Raw genomic sequence first — 15,629 nt, 5'->3', positions numbered from 1 at the left:
TAACCTATTTCAAAAATTAAATCTTTTATATTTCGGTATGGATTATATAAATAGTAGTGCGTATAGGGTCACGGGACCGATGAAAATTTCAGAAGTTCCCACACGAGAAGATTTTGGACTTTCGGATAAACAACTAAAAAAAGACCTTAAGATAACTAGGAGAGAACTGGGTGAATTTCAAGATATGCTCTATGCTCACGGAAAGTATAGCGTTCTTATTTGTCTGCAAGGCATGGATACCTCCGGTAAGGATAGTCTTATTCGTGAGGTCTTTAAGGATTTCAATGTCAGTGGTGTTGAGGTACACAGTTTTAAGGTGCCTACGGAATTGGAACTGGACCATAATTATTTATGGAGACACTATATAGCATTACCGGCCAAAGGTAAATTCGGGGTATTCAATAGAACACACTATGAAAACGTATTGGTGACCAGGGTACATCCGGAATACATTTTGGGAGAGCGTATACCTGGCATACATTCCGTTGTGGATATACAACAAGAATTCTGGGACAAGCGTTTTGAACAGATCAATAATTTTGAAAGGCATTTGTTCGAGAACGGTACTATTATTTTTAAGTTTTTCCTTCATCTCTCCAAAGAGGAACAGCGTCAGCGGTTGTTGCGTAGGTTGGCCATTAAGGAAAAACACTGGAAATTTTCTCCAGGAGATTTAAAAGAACGAAAATTATGGGAGGCCTATCAATCTTGTTACGAGGAAGCCATCAACAATACTTCAAAAGAACATGCGCCTTGGGATGTCATTCCGGCCGATAATAAAAAAGCGGCTCGGGTCATTGTCGCTACAATCCTGTTAGAAAGGTTAAAAAAATACAAAGATATCAGGGAGCCAGCCTTGGACGCTAAAATAATGGCTAATTTAGAAACCTATGAAAATCAACTACAAGGTGAAAAATAAGATAGGTCTACTGGCATTATTACTTTTTTTAACAGGTACAGTCCAGGCCCAGAACAAAGACGAGATTCAGATTCGTAAAATTTACGATACCGCACTGGAAGATGGAAAGGCGTATGATTGGTTAAATTACCTTTCCAATCAGATTGGTGGACGTCTTTCGGGTTCTATACAGGCAGAACAAGCCGTAAACTATACCAAATCGCAATTAGATTCCCTAGGCTTGGACCGCGTATGGTTACAGCCGGTAATGGTACCCAAATGGGTAAGGGGTACACCGGAATTCGCCTATTTTGAAACCACACCGGGGGTTACAACAAATGTACCTATCACCGCACTTGGTGGTTCTGTACCTACACCGCAAAAGGGTATTAAGGCCAAAATCATAGAGGTACAAGGGCTAGAGGAACTGGAGTCTCTGGGAAGAGAAAAAATCCAAGGAAAAATTGTTTTTTACAACCGTCCTATGGATGCTAAACTGATCAATACCTTTTCTGCGTATTCCGGAGCCGTAGACCAAAGGGGTAGAGGTGCTGTAGCCGCTTCAAAATACGGTGCTCTTGGGGTCATTGTGCGTTCTATGAACCTTCGTTTGGACGATTTTCCGCATACCGGAGGTATGGGCTATGGAGACTTGCCGGAAGCGGAACGAATCCCCGCGGCGGCCATTAGTACCAATGCTGCCGACCTATTGAGTACCGCGGTAAAACTGAATCCAGAAATACTATTCTATTTTAAACAGAACTGCAAGCAGTTTCCCGATGTGCAGTCCTTTAATGTGATTGGAGAAATAAAGGGAAGTACCTATCCGGACGAGATACTTGTCGTAGGCGGTCATTTAGATTCTTGGGATTTGGGTGATGGTTCGCATGATGATGGCGCTGGGTGCGTACAGAGTATGGAGGTATTGCGAATCTTGAAGAAAACAGATTATCGACCCAAGCGTACGATTAGGGCCGTTCTTTTTATGAACGAGGAAAATGGCCTAAGAGGTGGCAAGAAGTATGCTGAGGTAGCTCTAGCGAATAAGGAGAACCATATTTTTGCCTTGGAGAGTGATTCTGGGGGATTTACCCCAAGGGGATTTTCATTTGATACTACGGATGACAGTTTTCAACAAGTAAAGTCCTGGGCGCATCTTTTTGAACCTTATCTGACGAACTTGTTTACCAAAGGAGGCAGTGGTGCGGATATTGGTCCATTGAAGAACGAAAATATAGTTTTAGCCGGACTACGACCGGATTCTCAGCGGTATTTTGATTACCACCATGCAGAGAACGATACTTTTGAGCACGTAAATAAAAGAGAATTGGAACTGGGCGCCGCCGCTATGACCAGTCTTATTTATCTTTTTGATGCCTATGGTACTGATGTTTCGAAAGGGGAGTAGGTATTGTTTTAAAATCATATCACTAGTAGATTTCAAACTCTAAACCCAAAAGGTTAACTCCCAACTTTTCCATATCTTTGCCGCTCATTAAAAATTAGTACTATGGAAGATGGAATTTATGCCAAATTCAACACATCAAAAGGCGAAATATTAGTAAAATTAACACACGATAAAACTCCGGGAACAGTAGGTAACTTTGTTGGTCTTGCCGAAGGGGATAAAGAAAATTCGGTTAAGGGAAAAGGCGAGCCGTACTACAACGGACTAAAATTTCACAGGGTCATTCCTGATTTTATGATACAAGGGGGTTGCCCGCAGGGTACCGGTACCGGTGACGCCGGTTATAAGTTCGATGATGAATTTCATCCAGAGCTAGACCACAGTGAGCCGGGAGTGCTATCCATGGCCAATGCAGGTCCAGGAACTAATGGAAGTCAGTTCTTTATAACACATGTTCCTACACCTTGGTTGGATAACAAACATACTGTTTTTGGACATGTGGCATCCGGACAAGAAGTGGTGGATAGCATTGCCCAAGGGGATAGTTTGGACACTGTTGAAATTGTAAGAGTAGGTGATGAGGCCAAGAACTGGGATGCTGTAGCAGCTTTTGATAAGTTTGAAGCTTCTGGAAAAGAGCGTATAGCAGCTGCAAAAGCAGCACAAGCCGCCGAGTTGGATAAAGTTGCGGCAGGTTTTGAGGCTACCGACTCTGGATTACGTTATAAAATGATTCAGAAGGGTAGTGGCGCAAAAGCCGAAAGTGGTAAAAAGGTATCCGTACATTATGAGGGTTCTTTATTGAACGGTCAGGTATTTGATTCTTCATATAAAAGAAATTCTCCTATAGATTTTCAATTAGGGGTTGGTCAAGTAATTCCAGGATGGGATGAAGGTATTGGACTTTTGAAAGTAGGGGACAAGGCGCGGTTCGTGATTCCGTCTGATTTAGCCTATGGTAGCGCAGGAGCTGGTGGAGTTATTCCTCCGAATGCAACACTGATATTCGATGTGGAATTAATGAACGTGGGATAACGGCAGTGAGCTAAAAAGTAGCATTTTAATAATAAAAAACACCTTGATTTTATCAGGGTGTTTTTATTTTGCCTTGGTTAGACTGAACAGAAAAAGAACAATATTGACCAGCAACAAAATACAGACGATAATTAAAAAAGTTTTCATAGGTATGGGTTTATAATCCTTATTGGTCATATAACAACCCTCAGAAGAAAAACCCTACTTTAAAAAAAGCAATAGGTGAATTATTTTCTTTCGCTCCATAAACTGCCTATAAGCATTAAGGCATTCAAGAAAACTAAGAAAAGAAAAACTGCAAAAAAAGTACTCATGGATTGGGTTTAAGTTCTTGGGGAACTCTTATGTTTACTTTTTAGATGCGAAAAATAGTAATGGTTGCGTAAACGTTAAACAAAATTAGAAAAAAGTAACTTATTTCTTACGGTTTTAAAATTTAAATATAAAAAAAGCCTGAACATTTGTTCAGGCTTATACTATAAAAAAGTTAAATCTTTACCTAGTCAACTACTTTCACATTAACGGCGTTTAATCCTTTTTTACCTTGTTGTAGTTCAAATTCCACAACATCACCTTCTCGAACTTCGTCGATTAAGCCAGAAATGTGTACAAAATGATCTTCGTTTGAACCATCTTCAGTGATGAAACCATATCCTTTGGAATCATTGAAGAATTTTACTGTTCCTTTACTCATAATAGAAAAAATTATATATTAATTAAAGTGCAAAGATACTATTAAAATATTTAATTGTAAGATTTTTAGTAAGTTATATTACCGTTAAGTAATCTTATTTGCATCTTCACAGCTACTTGGAAACCAACAATTATGCCAAAGGATCGGGCGTCATTCGTAAATACGGCTTTATTTCTTCTACACCTTTTTTAAAGATCGTCTTTGCTTCTGCAGTAGGAATAGAAGGGCTCACCACTACATCCTGTCCTTTATCCCAATTTGCCGGAGTGGCTACTTTATGGTAGGCGGTGAGTTGAAGTGAGTCTATTACACGTAATAGCTCATAGAAGTTTCGTCCTGTCGAGGCAGGATAAGTAAGGATTAATTTTACGGTTTTATCGGGGGCAATTATAAATACGGAACGTACCGTTAAATTGTTATCCGCCTTTGGATGTATCATATCGTAAAGATGAGACACGGATTTATCCTCATCCGCTATAATGGGGAAATTTACAACGGTATGCTGTACTTCATTTATATCCTTTATCCATTCTGTATGGGAAGCTGCACTGTCTACACTCAAGGCAATCATTTTAACGTTCCGCTTGTCAAATTCATCCTTAAATTTTGCCGCGGTACCCAATTCTGTAGTACAAACAGGTGTGAAATCCGCAGGATGTGAGAATAATATTCCCCAACTATCTCCTAGGTAATCATAAAAATTTAGAGTTCCCACAGAGCTTTCTGCAGTAAAATTCGGTGCGGTATCTCCTAATCGTATCGTAGCCATAATAGTATCTATTTAAATTACTCTACAAAATTAGTAGATTAATTAATGCTTCTGTTTTATCAAGGGTTAAAAATGTATTAAAGTTTAGTATTTTTAAAGTATGGAAAATATGAGAGACTTACGTTATCCTATTGGGAAATTCAATTGTCCGGATAAGCTTACTACAGAACAGATTTCTGAATATATTCTGGAATTGGAAACGCTGCCAAGTCGTTTGGAAGATTTGGTCACGGATTTTTCCAATGATCAATTGGAAACACCCTATAGGCCGGGAGGATGGACCGTGAGACAAGTGGTACATCATATCGCAGACAGTCATCATCATAGTTATACCCGTTTTAAATGGGCGCTTACAGAAGATGAGCCTTTAATCAAAGCTTATGAGGAGAAAGATTGGAGTAGCCTTTTTGACGCGCGTACGGCACCAATTTCCCTATCGCTCCACTATATCAGAGCGCTACATGCCAAGTTGGTATTTTTACTCAAAGGCATTGCTGCAGATGATATGAAGAAATGCTATCTGCATCCAGAAGGTAATTTTAAAGTCTCCGTAGCTGAAAATATTGCCAAATATGCATGGCACGGTAATCATCATTTTGCGCATATTAAAAATTTGGCCCAACGGGAAGATTGGTAATCTTTTTAAACTATTATCGAAGAGCCTATACCTTAGAGACAGTTTTGGTCATGATAAACATCGGTTTTTCCTCCTCTATGGCTTGGGGAAAGGGTATTTCAGTTGTGCTATGTTTTTTAAAGCCATTTTTTAAGTAAAAATGTAGTGCCGGTCCTTTTTGCATGGTATCCAACCAAATGATACGCTTTTTGAGTTCCTTGGCCCTCAGCTCTACAAATTGTAATACCTTTTTGCCAATACCTTTCCCAGTAGCCTGTTTTATGATATAGATTTTATCAACGTAAAGTGCTTCTTCTCTGGAATAAGAATCCAATGCTTTTTTTAAGGATATTTTTAGAATGCCTACAGTTTTTTTATTGTGATGAATAAGAAATAATCGGGTATTGGTATCCTGTTCTTCTTGAAGCAGTACTTCCTTGGTAAAACTACTTTGAATATACGGTGCGGAATCTCCTTTTGGCCATAAGTGACTATAATGCTGGTTGTAGGCTTTGGTTCCTACGGTAATATAAGTGGCATACTTCTCTTGGGTCAGCGGTTCAAAATGAATAATATCTTTCATAAATGATAGTACTACTAGGGCAAACGGGGTATAAGCTTAGGTCTTTCTAAACTAATGTCACTCTTAAATAGGTAAATTACTTTTGTTGTATTTCTCATCCTATAAGTAAAAAGGAAGAATTGCCCGAAAATTGTAAGGACCATTCATTTTTAGGAAATGATCCATTTTATATTACATCCTATGCTCGGTTTTTGGTCCGGAGAAATAGGTTTGTTCTGTAGTAGTGCATCCATTGCTTGCCTTAAATCTTTTCCTGTTAGCTCTTTGCCATTTCCTGGCCTTGAATCGTCTAATTGACCACGATATACAAGTTTTAAGTTCTTATCGAAGAGGTAGAAATCTGGTGTACAGGCTGCATCATACGCTTTGGCCACTTCTTGTGTTTCATCATAAAGATAGGGAAAGGTGTAGTCTGCCTCTATGGCTTTTACGCGCATTAATTCCGGTCTGTCCTGGGGATAGTTAACGACATCGTTACTAGAGATGCCTATGAATTGAATTCCTTTCGATTGGTACTCCTTGGCCATTTTGCTAATTTCTGGATTCACATGTATCACAAACGGACAATGATTACATATAAATAGGATAACGGTACCATTCTTTCCTACCATCTCCGAAAGGTGCATGGTTGTACCACTAACGGTATCCGGTAGTCTAAATTCTGGCGCTTGTGTTCCAAGGGCCAACATATTGCTCTCTGTTCTTGCCATAGCTTTTATTCTGGAGTCATAAAGTTAAGTGTAATTCTATTGTTGTTTGTACTTATAAACCATATTTTTAACATCAATGTGCTTAGGCTAACCAACTAGATACACTTTGAGGGACGTACTTTTAGATAACGTACATATTAATTTTGATAGCGGATCACTATGGGTTTTAAACGTAGTCTTGGCATTTGTGATGTTCGGGGTTGCCCTTGAGATTTCCATAAAGGATTTTAAAGAACTTTGGTCCAATCCCAAGCCCATTCTAATAGGTGTTTTAAGTCAGTTCGTATTATTGCCGGTCACAACTTTTATCCTGATTCTTATTTTGAAACCTTACCCCAGTATTGCTTTAGGAATGATAATGGTCGCCGCTTGTCCCGGTGGTAATATTTCCAATTTCATTACCCATTTGGCAGGAGGTAATAGTGCGCTTTCTGTTTGTCTTACCGCCATAGCCACGCTTCTGGCCGTGATTATGACGCCCTTAAGTTTAGAATTTTGGGGATCACTCTATCAACCGACTGCAAAGATTCTAGAGGCCGTTGCTATTTCCCCATTGGAGATGGTAAAACTCGTTGCGCTCCTCTTAGGAGTGCCACTACTGCTTGGAATGTCCTTGCATCATTTTAAGCCTAAGTTGGCCTTAATACTCGCAAAAGGTTTAAAACCCTTATCCCTACTATTTTTTATAGCCCTCGTATTTCTTGCATTATACAACAATAGCGATATTTTTATGGACTATATTTTTTATGTGTTTTGGATTGTGGTACTCCATAATTTATTGGCATTTTTCACAGGGTTTTCCATTAGTAAAATTTTTAAACTGAATCGGAAAAACAGTAAATCCATTACCATTGAAACCGGAATACAGAATTCAGGATTGGGTTTATTGCTGATTTTCACTTTTTTCGATGGTCTTGGCGGAATGGCGCTACTTACAGCCTTTTGGGGTATTTGGCATTTGGTCTCAGGCCTGTTGCTCGCGGGGTATTGGTCAAATAAGAGTATAACAAAGAAAGAAACTTTGGCTTAAAGAATAGGATGTATTATTTCATAAAAATCTTGATGAAATTGGCGTTGCACGCCTATCATAAAAAAATTGAGGTACACGGACTAGAAAACGTACCAAAGGACAAACCCGTTCTTTTCTTGCCAAATCACCAAAGTGCATTGTTAGATGTGCTTCTTATCGTAGTCGCATGTAATAGAAAGCCCTTTTTCTTGACACGTTCAGACGTTTTTGGAAAACCGCTTCTTGACGCTATTTTTAGATATTTTAGAATGATTCCTATATACAGGTTAAGAGACGGTAAGGATAAATTATCTAAAAACGATATGATTTTTGATGCCTGTGCCGATGTACTTCGGGATAAAGAGGCATTGGTAATGTTTCCGGAAGCCAACCATAATTTAAAGCGACGGGTGCGTCCTTTGAGTAAAGGATTTACAAGAATTCTGTTTAGGGCAAAGAACAAATACCCCGATTTGGATATTCATCTGGTACCTGTTGGATTAAACTATAAGGATGCTACAAATTTTCCGGACGAGGTGGCTATTTACTATGGCAAGAGTATCCCTTTAAATGCACATTATGATAGCGAAGATATAATTGCATCTACCAATAGGGTAAAGACGCTAGTCTCCGATTGCTTAAAGGAATTAACTACGCATGTTGCCTCGGAGACGGAATATGATAAGGTGATTCGTTTCTTGGATGGAGCAGGCGCGGATTATTTGAGACCAAGAGAGGTCAATACAATGATTTCAAACTATGCAGAAGCTAATTCAAAAATTCAGCATAAAAAGCCAAAGCGGAAAAGTGTAGCTGTTCAAACAGTTTTGGTTTTACTAAACGCACCAGTATTTTTGCTATGGAAAGGTATCATGAAACCGAAGGTCTGGGAACCGGAATTTACGGGAACCTTGCGCTTTGCTACGGCAATAATAGGTTTTTTAATCTACTACACTTTGCTTTTTATTGTATTATACTTCTATAGTGGATTAGCGCTCGCTTTGGGCATAGTGGTAGCGTTATTTGTATGTAATTGGATTTTAGTAAAGTACCTAAGCCCCTTTTAATCGATAGCGGCTTAGGTAAATTGTTTTACATCATTTCCCCGAAGAAAATAGCATTCATCAAGAGTTTATTGGTACCGTACCAAAAGGCCCTGAAATTGGTATTGTCCGTGAAGGCGATAACACGTCCTTTTCCTAAACGTTGCACTTGAAACGGAACGGAACCTTTAAGAAGTGCTAGATTTTCTTCTGAGATGTACCCGCTTAATAATGGATCGTTGGTGTATGTGATGGGGTTGTTGTAGCTATCTTCATCTGGAGAGATATACACATTGGTATTTCTGAATAAAGCAAGTTTATCGTTGTTGTAGCCAAAATTTATGGGATGGGAACGGTCCAATGTTGCCTCGAATATAGCCCCTCCGGTTACCTGGGCACCGTTAAAATCTCGTTTCTGGTCAAATGCGATGTTCTTAGCGACTAAAGTATCCTTTCTAAACTTTAACTTCATAAATTCATTGGTATTGAACCACTCTGCCACATTTCTATAGCCAATTAAAGTGCCACCGTCTTTGACCCAATCTTTCAGTTTTTCCGAGTTGTTCTTGTTCAGTGCCTTTCCATAAGCACTGGGAATAATGATATCGGTATATTTGCTTAAATCAACAGAAGAAAAATAACCCACATCTATTTTGGTGAGCTCCATGTTATAGCGTGTATCGAACAAGTGCCAAATTTCTCCGGCATCATAGGAACGAATTCCATCGCCGACAAGAATAGCTATTTTCTGTTTCTCAACAGGGTCAAAATCATTACTTCCCAAATCGATTCCTCTTGTAAGTCCTGTTCCTACGGCGGTAATCGTTACATTACTTTCCTTGGCCACGTCGACTAAGAATGTGTGCAGTTCGGAAGCACTTAAATCTTGGTTCTGTACGGGAACCATGATGGTTCCGTAATCATACGTTTTGCCTTCCAAGGTAAATGGGGATTTTGCCACTTTGGCCCTAAGGCCTTTTTCTACAATAGCGTGTAAGGCCTTTGGAGTGTAATACTCGTTCCATTCAAACAGATATGCATAGTTACTTTTAGCACTAACAGTGCCTTGTAAAGCGGCTAGCTTATCAATTTGTGGTCCTGCGTTACTTAGTGAGCCAAGCTCGGCGTAATCAACATTAAATGCTAACGGAAATGTCCAGGCAGAGATATCATAGAACAAACTGTCCGTAAACGTGGTGCGCTTTTCAAACATCGCTTTGACCAGTCGTGGATTTTTCTGATCCATGGGAACAACATAACTTTTTCCTTTCACATATGTTTTTCCATTAATGGTTACATCATTTGCCAATTCATGTATTTTCATTTTGTGGCGTTCCAATATCTCGGCCAGGTGCCACGCCTTTGCACCATCTTTACTATCTCCAAAAACAATTCCTTTGGTTTTGCTTCTTGCGGCTTCATTCTTTACATCTTCATAGAATTTTTTCTGATAACCCAAGATTTTTTCGCGCATGTTTGTCGCGGCCTCAATCGTAGACAAGGCGGTGGTAAACTGATTGCGAATCGTAAACGGAAAGGTCAGTAAGCCGTTCTCGCTTTCCTGAACATGACCTCTAGAGCTTCCTTGTTCGAAAAGAATACCTACACTACCATTTACATCTGGGAAAGTAGAGCCTTTTCCGTAGTAGTAATCGTCGTATCCTTCCTCGGAATAGTATAAAGAGCCTATTTTATCTAGCGCTTTTGCATGATAGGTACCAATCTCGGTGGTTAACTCCTGATTAATTTTTGGGGTTAGTGGATGTACCCTCGTAGGTTCTCCCGGCTGAAAGAAGAAGGTGGAGTTCGTGCCCATTTCGTGGTGGTCCGTAAGGATATTCGGTAGCCATTTATGAAAACTTTCTATACGGGCCCTACTTTCGGGAAGTTGTACCGGTAACCAGTCCCTGTTCATGTCAAACCAGTAATGATTTGTTCTTCCTCCGGGCCAAACCTCATGGTACTCGCGCTCGTTGTTATCTGCTACTAAATTGATGCTTTTATTGGTGTTTGCCCAATAAGCAAAGCGTTGCAAGCCATCAGGATTGTAAGATGGGTCCATTAAAATTACCATATCACTCAGCATCTTTTCAATCTCGGGGCCTTGAGCTGCTGCCAAATAATACGCATACGCCAAACCTGCATTTGCACCACTAGGTTCGTTTCCGTGAATAGAAAATCCTTGGTACACTATAATGGGCATATTAGAAATATCGCCGCTACCGGCATTCTCGGTGAGCGCAATATGGTCTTCCCTTATTTTATTTATATTCCCATGGTTCTCTGGAGTGGTAATGGTCAGTAGTAACAATGGTCTGCCTTCAAAAGTTTCCCCTCTGTTCTCTATGCTGATACGGTCGCTAGACTTGGCAAGGGTCTGCATGTAGAACATTAACTTATCATGTGTTACGTGCCATTCTCCTACTTCGTGACCGATAACTTCTTTAGGCGTTGGGATAGATGCGTCGTAGGTAATTCCCTGTGGTAAGTAGTAATCTAATGCTACTGGTTGTTGCGCGCTGGAGTAAAAGCAAGTGGTCAGTACAAAGGCAAGTAAAATTTTCTTCATTTTGGTTGAATTTAGCTATGGTATAAAAATAGAAAACGACCCTTAATTACAAGGGTCGTTATCATTTATTTAAGAGTATTTTTATCTAAATGTCGTCAAAACTGACATCGGTAAAACTACCACTTGGTTTTTCTTCACTAACGGCAGTGCCATCCTCCTCTTTCTTAAAGTCTTTTTGATGTCTTTCCGAGATAACTTCGGTACCTTTTTCCTCTATAATAAAGTCCATCATCTCCTCAAAATTTTCTTTGAAGGCTTCAAAATCTTCTTTATAGAGGTATATTTTATGTTTTTTATAATGAAAAGAACCATCATCATGAGTAAATTTCTTACTTTCTGTAATGGTTAAATAGTAGTCTCCGGCCTTTGTGCTTCTCACATCAAAAAAGTAAGTTCTTCTGCCCGCACGTAAAACTTTAGAGTGAATTTCCTCTTGGTCCATTGATTCTCTGTCGCTCATTTCCTGTCGTTATAATGTCTGATTATTCTATCAAAAATGAAAAAAAAAACGCTATCCAACAACAATTTTCTAGTTTTCTTTCTCGGAAAGCTGATTATTATAGAGCTCTTTATAGTAGCCGTCGATAGCATTTAGTTCCTCGTGTGTTCCTTCTTGCAAAAGCTTCCCATCTTCCAAAACCAATATTTTATCAGCGTTTTTAGCAGAAGAAACCCTATGGCTTACAATCAGTGTAGTCCGGTTTTTCGAGGCCTTTTTCAGGTTCGCTAATATCTCCTCTTCTGTTTCGGTGTCCACCGCCGAGAGACAATCATCAAAAAGATATATCTGGGGGTCTTTCATCAAAGCACGGGCAATGGACACGCGTTGTTTTTGTCCACCACTTAGGGTAATTCCTCTTTCTCCTAATACCGTTTCATACTGTTTGGAAAAACCGATGATGTTATCGTGTACGACCGCTTTTTTGGCCGTGGCTATAATTTCTTCGTCCGTAGCATCATGCTTTCCGAATTTAATATTGTTTTTAATGGTATCGGAAAATAGAAAGGCATCCTGTGGAACAGCACCTATGGCCTCCCTGAGATTTCTTACATTCATTGTTTTAATAGGAATACCGTCTATCAGAACTTCTCCAGAAGTAACATCGTACAACCGCGCAACCAAATCTAATATCGTTGATTTCCCCGAACCGGTTTTACCGATAATTGCCGTAGTTTCTCCTTGCTTAATATGGAAGGAAAGATTTTTTAACGCTGTTATTTCCGTATCCTCATAAGTGAAGGTGACATACTTGAACTCAATATCCCCCTTAACTTCATGTGTTATGGCATTGTCCGTGTTTAATTCTGATGACTCGTTCAAAAATTCATTTATTCTTTTTTGACTTGCCTCCGCTCTTTGAACGATAGAGGTCAACCACCCAACAATGGCCACGGGCCATGTTAGCATGTTTACATAAAGGATAAATTCTGCGATTAGACCAACACCTATTTCCCCGTCTATATATTGCTTACCACCGATATATATGACCAGAATATTACTAATGCCAATAAGTAATATCATAAGAGGAAAGAACCATGCGTTTACTTTAGCCAAGCTCATACTCTTTTCCCTGCCTTCATTGGCCAAATCACTTAGTTCCCGGTTCGTCTGAGGTTCTAAAGCATAGGCCTTAATTACGGAAACACCGGAAAATACCTCTTGCGTAAACGTGGATAGGGAGGATAGGTACTCCTGTACGATAGTACTTCTTTTATGGATAATTTTACTGATACGATATATGAGAACCGAAAGAATAGGTAAGGGTAACAGCGTATAAGCAGCTAAAGTTGGTGCTTTAATGAACATTAATGGAATAAGGCAGGCGAAAAGCGTAAGGGTCTGCATCCCGTACATGATTGCAGGACCGGCATACAAACGTACCTGATTAACATCTTCACTTATACGGTTCATTAGATCACCTGTTCTATTTTTTTTATAAAAGTTGAGGCTTAAAATTTGATAGTGATCAAAAATTTCATTTTTCAGGTCGTACTCAATATACCTGGAAACATTAATAATGGTCTGTCGCATTAAGAAAGTGAAAAAACCAGAAAGTAATGCGGCTCCGACAATGATAAGAATGTATTCCTGTAAAAGCTCCTTTGCGGTGGCGGTGGGCAGTTCTTCTCTTATGAATTGCTCAACAACGGAAATAATCTTGTTGACGTAAGAAGGCATTACGAGTTGAAAAAGGCGGGCAATAATGGTGATTATAATTCCTACCAGGAGTTTAAGCCAATATTTTTTGAAGTATTTATTAAGATGCTTAAGTTCCTTCATTAAAGCCTACGGTTGCAAAATTCTGATTTAAGATTTGCCAAAGATAAGTTTTTGATAAAGAATCGAATGTTATAAAATACCTAAGATAAATGCTAATGCTTTTGTGGCAGTCTGAATAGATGCTTACTTTTGCCCTGCGAAAATCAATCATAAAACAACAGTTCTTTCACATGCTTACACGAAGGCACATTAGGGTAAAAGTAATGCAATGCATTTATGCCCTAATTCAATCAAAAGACGACTCCTTGCCCAAACAGGAGAAATTTTTAAAAGTTAGTATAGCTAATACGTACAGTTTATACTTGTTATGGTTAAGTCTTTTTATAGAACTTCACCAACGTGCTGCAAATCAAATAGATTTAGCTTCCAAGAAATACTTGAATACAGAAGAAACGGCATTCCCAGACGAGTTGAAATTTACAAAGAACAAACTCTTACTTCAACTCATTCAGAGCCAGACTTTAAAGGAAGAATTGACCAATAGAAAACTGGATAACTGGTACCTTAACGAGGAATATGTAAAGCTCATCTATAATGCTATCTTAGAAAGTACCATTTACAAGAACTATATGAACTCTAACGATAACAGCTACGAGTCCGATAAGCAAGTTATTATAGAATTGTTTAAAGAGGTCATTGCCCCGAACGACAAAATTTACGAATATTTTGAGGATGATAAACTTACTTGGATAGATGATATCCCCATTGTAAATACCTTTATCGTTCGTTTGTTTAAGAAGGCAAAAGCACAACAGAAGCCGGATTACTTTACGCCCAAATTGTTGAAAGATAAAGAGGATATGGATTTTGCCAATCAACTTCTTTCTAAAACATTGCTTAAGAACGATGCTTTAGAGAAGGAGATAGAGGGTAAAACACCCAATTGGGACAAGGACCGTATTGCCGATGTGGATGCCATTCTACTTAAAATGGCCATTTGCGAACTACTCCATTTTCCATCGATACCGGAGCGGGTAACAATTAACGAATATTTAGAAATCGCCAAAGAATATTCAACACCTAAAAGCAGTATTTTTATCAATGGTATTCTAGACAAGCTAACTAAAGAATATAAGGCCGAAGGAAAACTGAATAAGATGGGTAGAGGGCTGTTATAAAATATTTTTCTAATTTTACGTTTAATTAAAAAATAAATACCTTAAATAATGAAAAAGATAGTAGTTGCAATTTGTACGATTTCCTTGTTCGCATTCACCTCTTGTAAAGAAAATGCCTCAAGTAAAATTAACACTGATAATGTTGCGGAAGCAGCTGTTAGGGATGAAGCTGCTAAGGCTATTCCGGTAATGACCTTTGAAAAAGCCGAGCATGATTTCGGTACTATTGAGCAAGGTACTCCACAAGAGACGGCTTTTAAATTTACCAATACTGGTAACGCCCCTCTAATCATTACCGATGCTAAAAGTAGCTGTGGTTGTACAGTACCAAACCCGCCAAAAGAACCAATTGCTCCTGGTGAATCTAGTGAGTTATTGGTGAAATTTAATGGGTCTGGTCAAAATCAGGTTACCAAGACCATTACAGTGACCGCAAATACAGAAAAGGGTTCTGAGCTTTTAAGAATCAAAGCTTTTGTTAACCCAAAAGGAGCAGCGCCACTTGGGCCTGTTAAATAATTTTAAAATTTAATAGCTACCAAATGGGTGATATAGGACAGTTTCTTCCAATGATTTTAATTTTCGTTGTGGCTTATTTCTTTATGATAAGACCGCAAATGAAAAGACAAAAGGACGAGAAGAAATTTTCGGCGGAATTAAAACGTGGTGATCGCGTAATAACGAAAAGTGGACTACACGGTAAGGTTGTAGATTTGAACGATAAGGATGCTTCCTGTGTCATTGAAACAATGGCCGGAAAATTAAAGTTCGATAGGTCCGCCATATCTATGGAGATGAGCAGAAAACTAGCCGCTCCCGTTAAAAAATAATGTTGCAGCGCAGCAGAAGTGAAGCACCAATGGAAACATTGGTGCTTTTTTTATGTCTTATTTTTT

At 39.0% G+C, this 15,629-nt stretch carries 16 protein-coding genes; 9 read left to right on the top strand and 7 right to left on the bottom strand.

Annotated elements, in window-relative coordinates; translation table 11 throughout:
- The first annotated feature begins 37 nt into the window (after positions 1-37).
- The 3 genes from EJ994_RS08225 to EJ994_RS08215 all read left to right on the top strand — a co-directional run bounded on the left by EJ994_RS08225 (position 38) and on the right by EJ994_RS08215 (position 3,341).
- Positions 38-919 carry a PPK2 family polyphosphate kinase gene (locus EJ994_RS08225; RefSeq protein WP_126592016.1) on the top strand — a complete coding sequence of 294 codons (882 nt, stop codon included), beginning with the start codon at positions 38-40 and terminating at the stop codon, positions 917-919.
- Positions 891-2,306, top strand: coding sequence for a M20/M25/M40 family metallo-hydrolase (locus EJ994_RS08220; protein ID WP_126592015.1), 1,416 nt, complete (start codon positions 891-893; stop codon positions 2,304-2,306). Before EJ994_RS08225 ends, EJ994_RS08220 begins: the two co-directional genes overlap by 29 nt.
- Before the next feature lie 102 nt (positions 2,307-2,408).
- A complete protein-coding gene (locus tag EJ994_RS08215; RefSeq protein WP_126592014.1) occupies positions 2,409-3,341 on the top strand; it encodes a peptidylprolyl isomerase in 933 nt (310 codons plus the stop codon).
- Between the two features lie 499 nt (positions 3,342-3,840).
- Here EJ994_RS08215 and EJ994_RS08210 read toward each other — a convergent pair whose 3' ends face one another.
- Positions 3,841-4,035: a cold-shock protein gene (locus EJ994_RS08210; RefSeq protein ID WP_013304911.1), complete on the bottom strand. Its 195-nt coding sequence runs from the start codon at positions 4,033-4,035 to the stop codon at positions 3,841-3,843.
- Between the two features lie 130 nt (positions 4,036-4,165).
- Positions 4,166-4,804 (bottom strand): peroxiredoxin, encoded by a 639-nt coding sequence (locus EJ994_RS08205; protein WP_099573786.1) that lies wholly within the window; start codon positions 4,802-4,804, stop codon positions 4,166-4,168.
- Between the two features lie 109 nt (positions 4,805-4,913).
- Between EJ994_RS08205 and EJ994_RS08200 the strand changes: the two genes are divergently transcribed.
- Positions 4,914-5,441, top strand: coding sequence for a YfiT family bacillithiol transferase (locus tag EJ994_RS08200; RefSeq protein WP_317128100.1), 528 nt, complete (start codon positions 4,914-4,916; stop codon positions 5,439-5,441).
- 25 nt (positions 5,442-5,466) lie between these two features.
- Here EJ994_RS08200 and EJ994_RS08195 read toward each other — a convergent pair whose 3' ends face one another.
- Both EJ994_RS08195 and EJ994_RS08190 read right to left on the bottom strand, forming a co-directional pair.
- Positions 5,467-6,003, bottom strand: coding sequence for a GNAT family N-acetyltransferase (locus EJ994_RS08195; protein WP_126592012.1), 537 nt, complete (start codon positions 6,001-6,003; stop codon positions 5,467-5,469).
- A 149-nt stretch (positions 6,004-6,152) separates the two neighbouring features.
- Positions 6,153-6,713, bottom strand: coding sequence for a thioredoxin family protein (locus tag EJ994_RS08190; RefSeq protein WP_126592011.1), 561 nt, complete (start codon positions 6,711-6,713; stop codon positions 6,153-6,155).
- Between the two features lie 106 nt (positions 6,714-6,819).
- On the opposite strand from EJ994_RS08190, the gene EJ994_RS08185 reads away from it, so the two are divergent.
- Together EJ994_RS08185 and EJ994_RS08180 are read left to right on the top strand one after the other, a co-directional pair.
- Complete coding sequence (locus EJ994_RS08185; RefSeq protein ID WP_126592010.1) at positions 6,820-7,743, top strand: bile acid:sodium symporter family protein; 924 nt, start codon at positions 6,820-6,822, stop codon at positions 7,741-7,743.
- 8 nt (positions 7,744-7,751) lie between these two features.
- A complete protein-coding gene (locus tag EJ994_RS08180; protein WP_126592009.1) occupies positions 7,752-8,789 on the top strand; it encodes a lysophospholipid acyltransferase family protein in 1,038 nt (345 codons plus the stop codon).
- A 25-nt stretch (positions 8,790-8,814) separates the two neighbouring features.
- Here EJ994_RS08180 and EJ994_RS08175 read toward each other — a convergent pair whose 3' ends face one another.
- The 3 genes from EJ994_RS08175 to EJ994_RS08165 all read right to left on the bottom strand — a co-directional run bounded on the left by EJ994_RS08175 (position 8,815) and on the right by EJ994_RS08165 (position 13,615).
- Positions 8,815-11,334, bottom strand: coding sequence for a M14 family metallopeptidase (locus tag EJ994_RS08175; RefSeq protein WP_126592008.1), 2,520 nt, complete (start codon positions 11,332-11,334; stop codon positions 8,815-8,817).
- Between the two features lie 85 nt (positions 11,335-11,419).
- Entirely contained in the window at positions 11,420-11,794 is a 375-nt protein-coding gene (locus EJ994_RS08170) for a PUR family DNA/RNA-binding protein (protein WP_099573779.1), read from the bottom strand.
- Positions 11,795-11,863: 69 nt separating this feature from the next.
- Positions 11,864-13,615 (bottom strand): ABC transporter ATP-binding protein, encoded by a 1,752-nt coding sequence (locus EJ994_RS08165; RefSeq protein ID WP_126592007.1) that lies wholly within the window; start codon positions 13,613-13,615, stop codon positions 11,864-11,866.
- 170 nt (positions 13,616-13,785) lie between these two features.
- On the opposite strand from EJ994_RS08165, the gene nusB reads away from it, so the two are divergent.
- From nusB to yajC, 3 genes are read left to right on the top strand one after another with little or no spacing between them, the layout of a single operon-like run.
- Positions 13,786-14,733: a transcription antitermination factor NusB gene (nusB, locus tag EJ994_RS08160; RefSeq protein WP_126592006.1), complete on the top strand. Its 948-nt coding sequence runs from the start codon at positions 13,786-13,788 to the stop codon at positions 14,731-14,733.
- A gap of 48 nt (positions 14,734-14,781) precedes the next feature.
- Complete coding sequence (locus EJ994_RS08155) at positions 14,782-15,252, top strand: DUF1573 domain-containing protein (RefSeq protein WP_126592005.1); 471 nt, start codon at positions 14,782-14,784, stop codon at positions 15,250-15,252.
- A 23-nt stretch (positions 15,253-15,275) separates the two neighbouring features.
- The gene (gene yajC, locus EJ994_RS08150) at positions 15,276-15,563 is read left to right on the top strand and encodes a preprotein translocase subunit YajC (protein WP_126592004.1); all 288 of its coding nucleotides are present in this window, start codon (positions 15,276-15,278) and stop codon (positions 15,561-15,563) included.
- Positions 15,564-15,629: the final 66 nt, after the last annotated feature.

The organism is Maribacter sp. MJ134, from assembly GCF_003970695.1.
GTDB lineage: Bacteria > Bacteroidota > Bacteroidia > Flavobacteriales > Flavobacteriaceae > Maribacter.
This window is presented reverse-complemented; position numbering and strand designations above follow the sequence as displayed.

Coding starts and splice junctions, on each gene's coding strand:
- EJ994_RS08200 (WP_317128100.1), top strand. CDS start 4,914: ATGAGAGACTTACGTTATCCTATTGGGAAATTCAATTGTCCGGATAAG.
- EJ994_RS08215 (WP_126592014.1), top strand. CDS start 2,409: ATGGAAGATGGAATTTATGCCAAATTCAACACATCAAAAGGCGAAATA.
- EJ994_RS08165 (WP_126592007.1), bottom strand. CDS start 13,615: ATGAAGGAACTTAAGCATCTTAATAAATACTTCAAAAAATATTGGCTT.
- EJ994_RS08190 (WP_126592011.1), bottom strand. CDS start 6,713: ATGGCAAGAACAGAGAGCAATATGTTGGCCCTTGGAACACAAGCGCCA.
- EJ994_RS08195 (WP_126592012.1), bottom strand. CDS start 6,003: ATGAAAGATATTATTCATTTTGAACCGCTGACCCAAGAGAAGTATGCC.
- EJ994_RS08205 (WP_099573786.1), bottom strand. CDS start 4,804: ATGGCTACGATACGATTAGGAGATACCGCACCGAATTTTACTGCAGAA.
- EJ994_RS08170 (WP_099573779.1), bottom strand. CDS start 11,794: ATGAGCGACAGAGAATCAATGGACCAAGAGGAAATTCACTCTAAAGTT.
- EJ994_RS08225 (WP_126592016.1), top strand. CDS start 38: ATGGATTATATAAATAGTAGTGCGTATAGGGTCACGGGACCGATGAAA.
- EJ994_RS08180 (WP_126592009.1), top strand. CDS start 7,752: ATGTATTATTTCATAAAAATCTTGATGAAATTGGCGTTGCACGCCTAT.
- EJ994_RS08210 (WP_013304911.1), bottom strand. CDS start 4,035: ATGAGTAAAGGAACAGTAAAATTCTTCAATGATTCCAAAGGATATGGT.
- EJ994_RS08155 (WP_126592005.1), top strand. CDS start 14,782: ATGAAAAAGATAGTAGTTGCAATTTGTACGATTTCCTTGTTCGCATTC.
- nusB (WP_126592006.1), top strand. CDS start 13,786: ATGCTTACACGAAGGCACATTAGGGTAAAAGTAATGCAATGCATTTAT.
- EJ994_RS08175 (WP_126592008.1), bottom strand. CDS start 11,334: ATGAAGAAAATTTTACTTGCCTTTGTACTGACCACTTGCTTTTACTCC.
- yajC (WP_126592004.1), top strand. CDS start 15,276: ATGGGTGATATAGGACAGTTTCTTCCAATGATTTTAATTTTCGTTGTG.
- EJ994_RS08220 (WP_126592015.1), top strand. CDS start 891: ATGAAAATCAACTACAAGGTGAAAAATAAGATAGGTCTACTGGCATTA.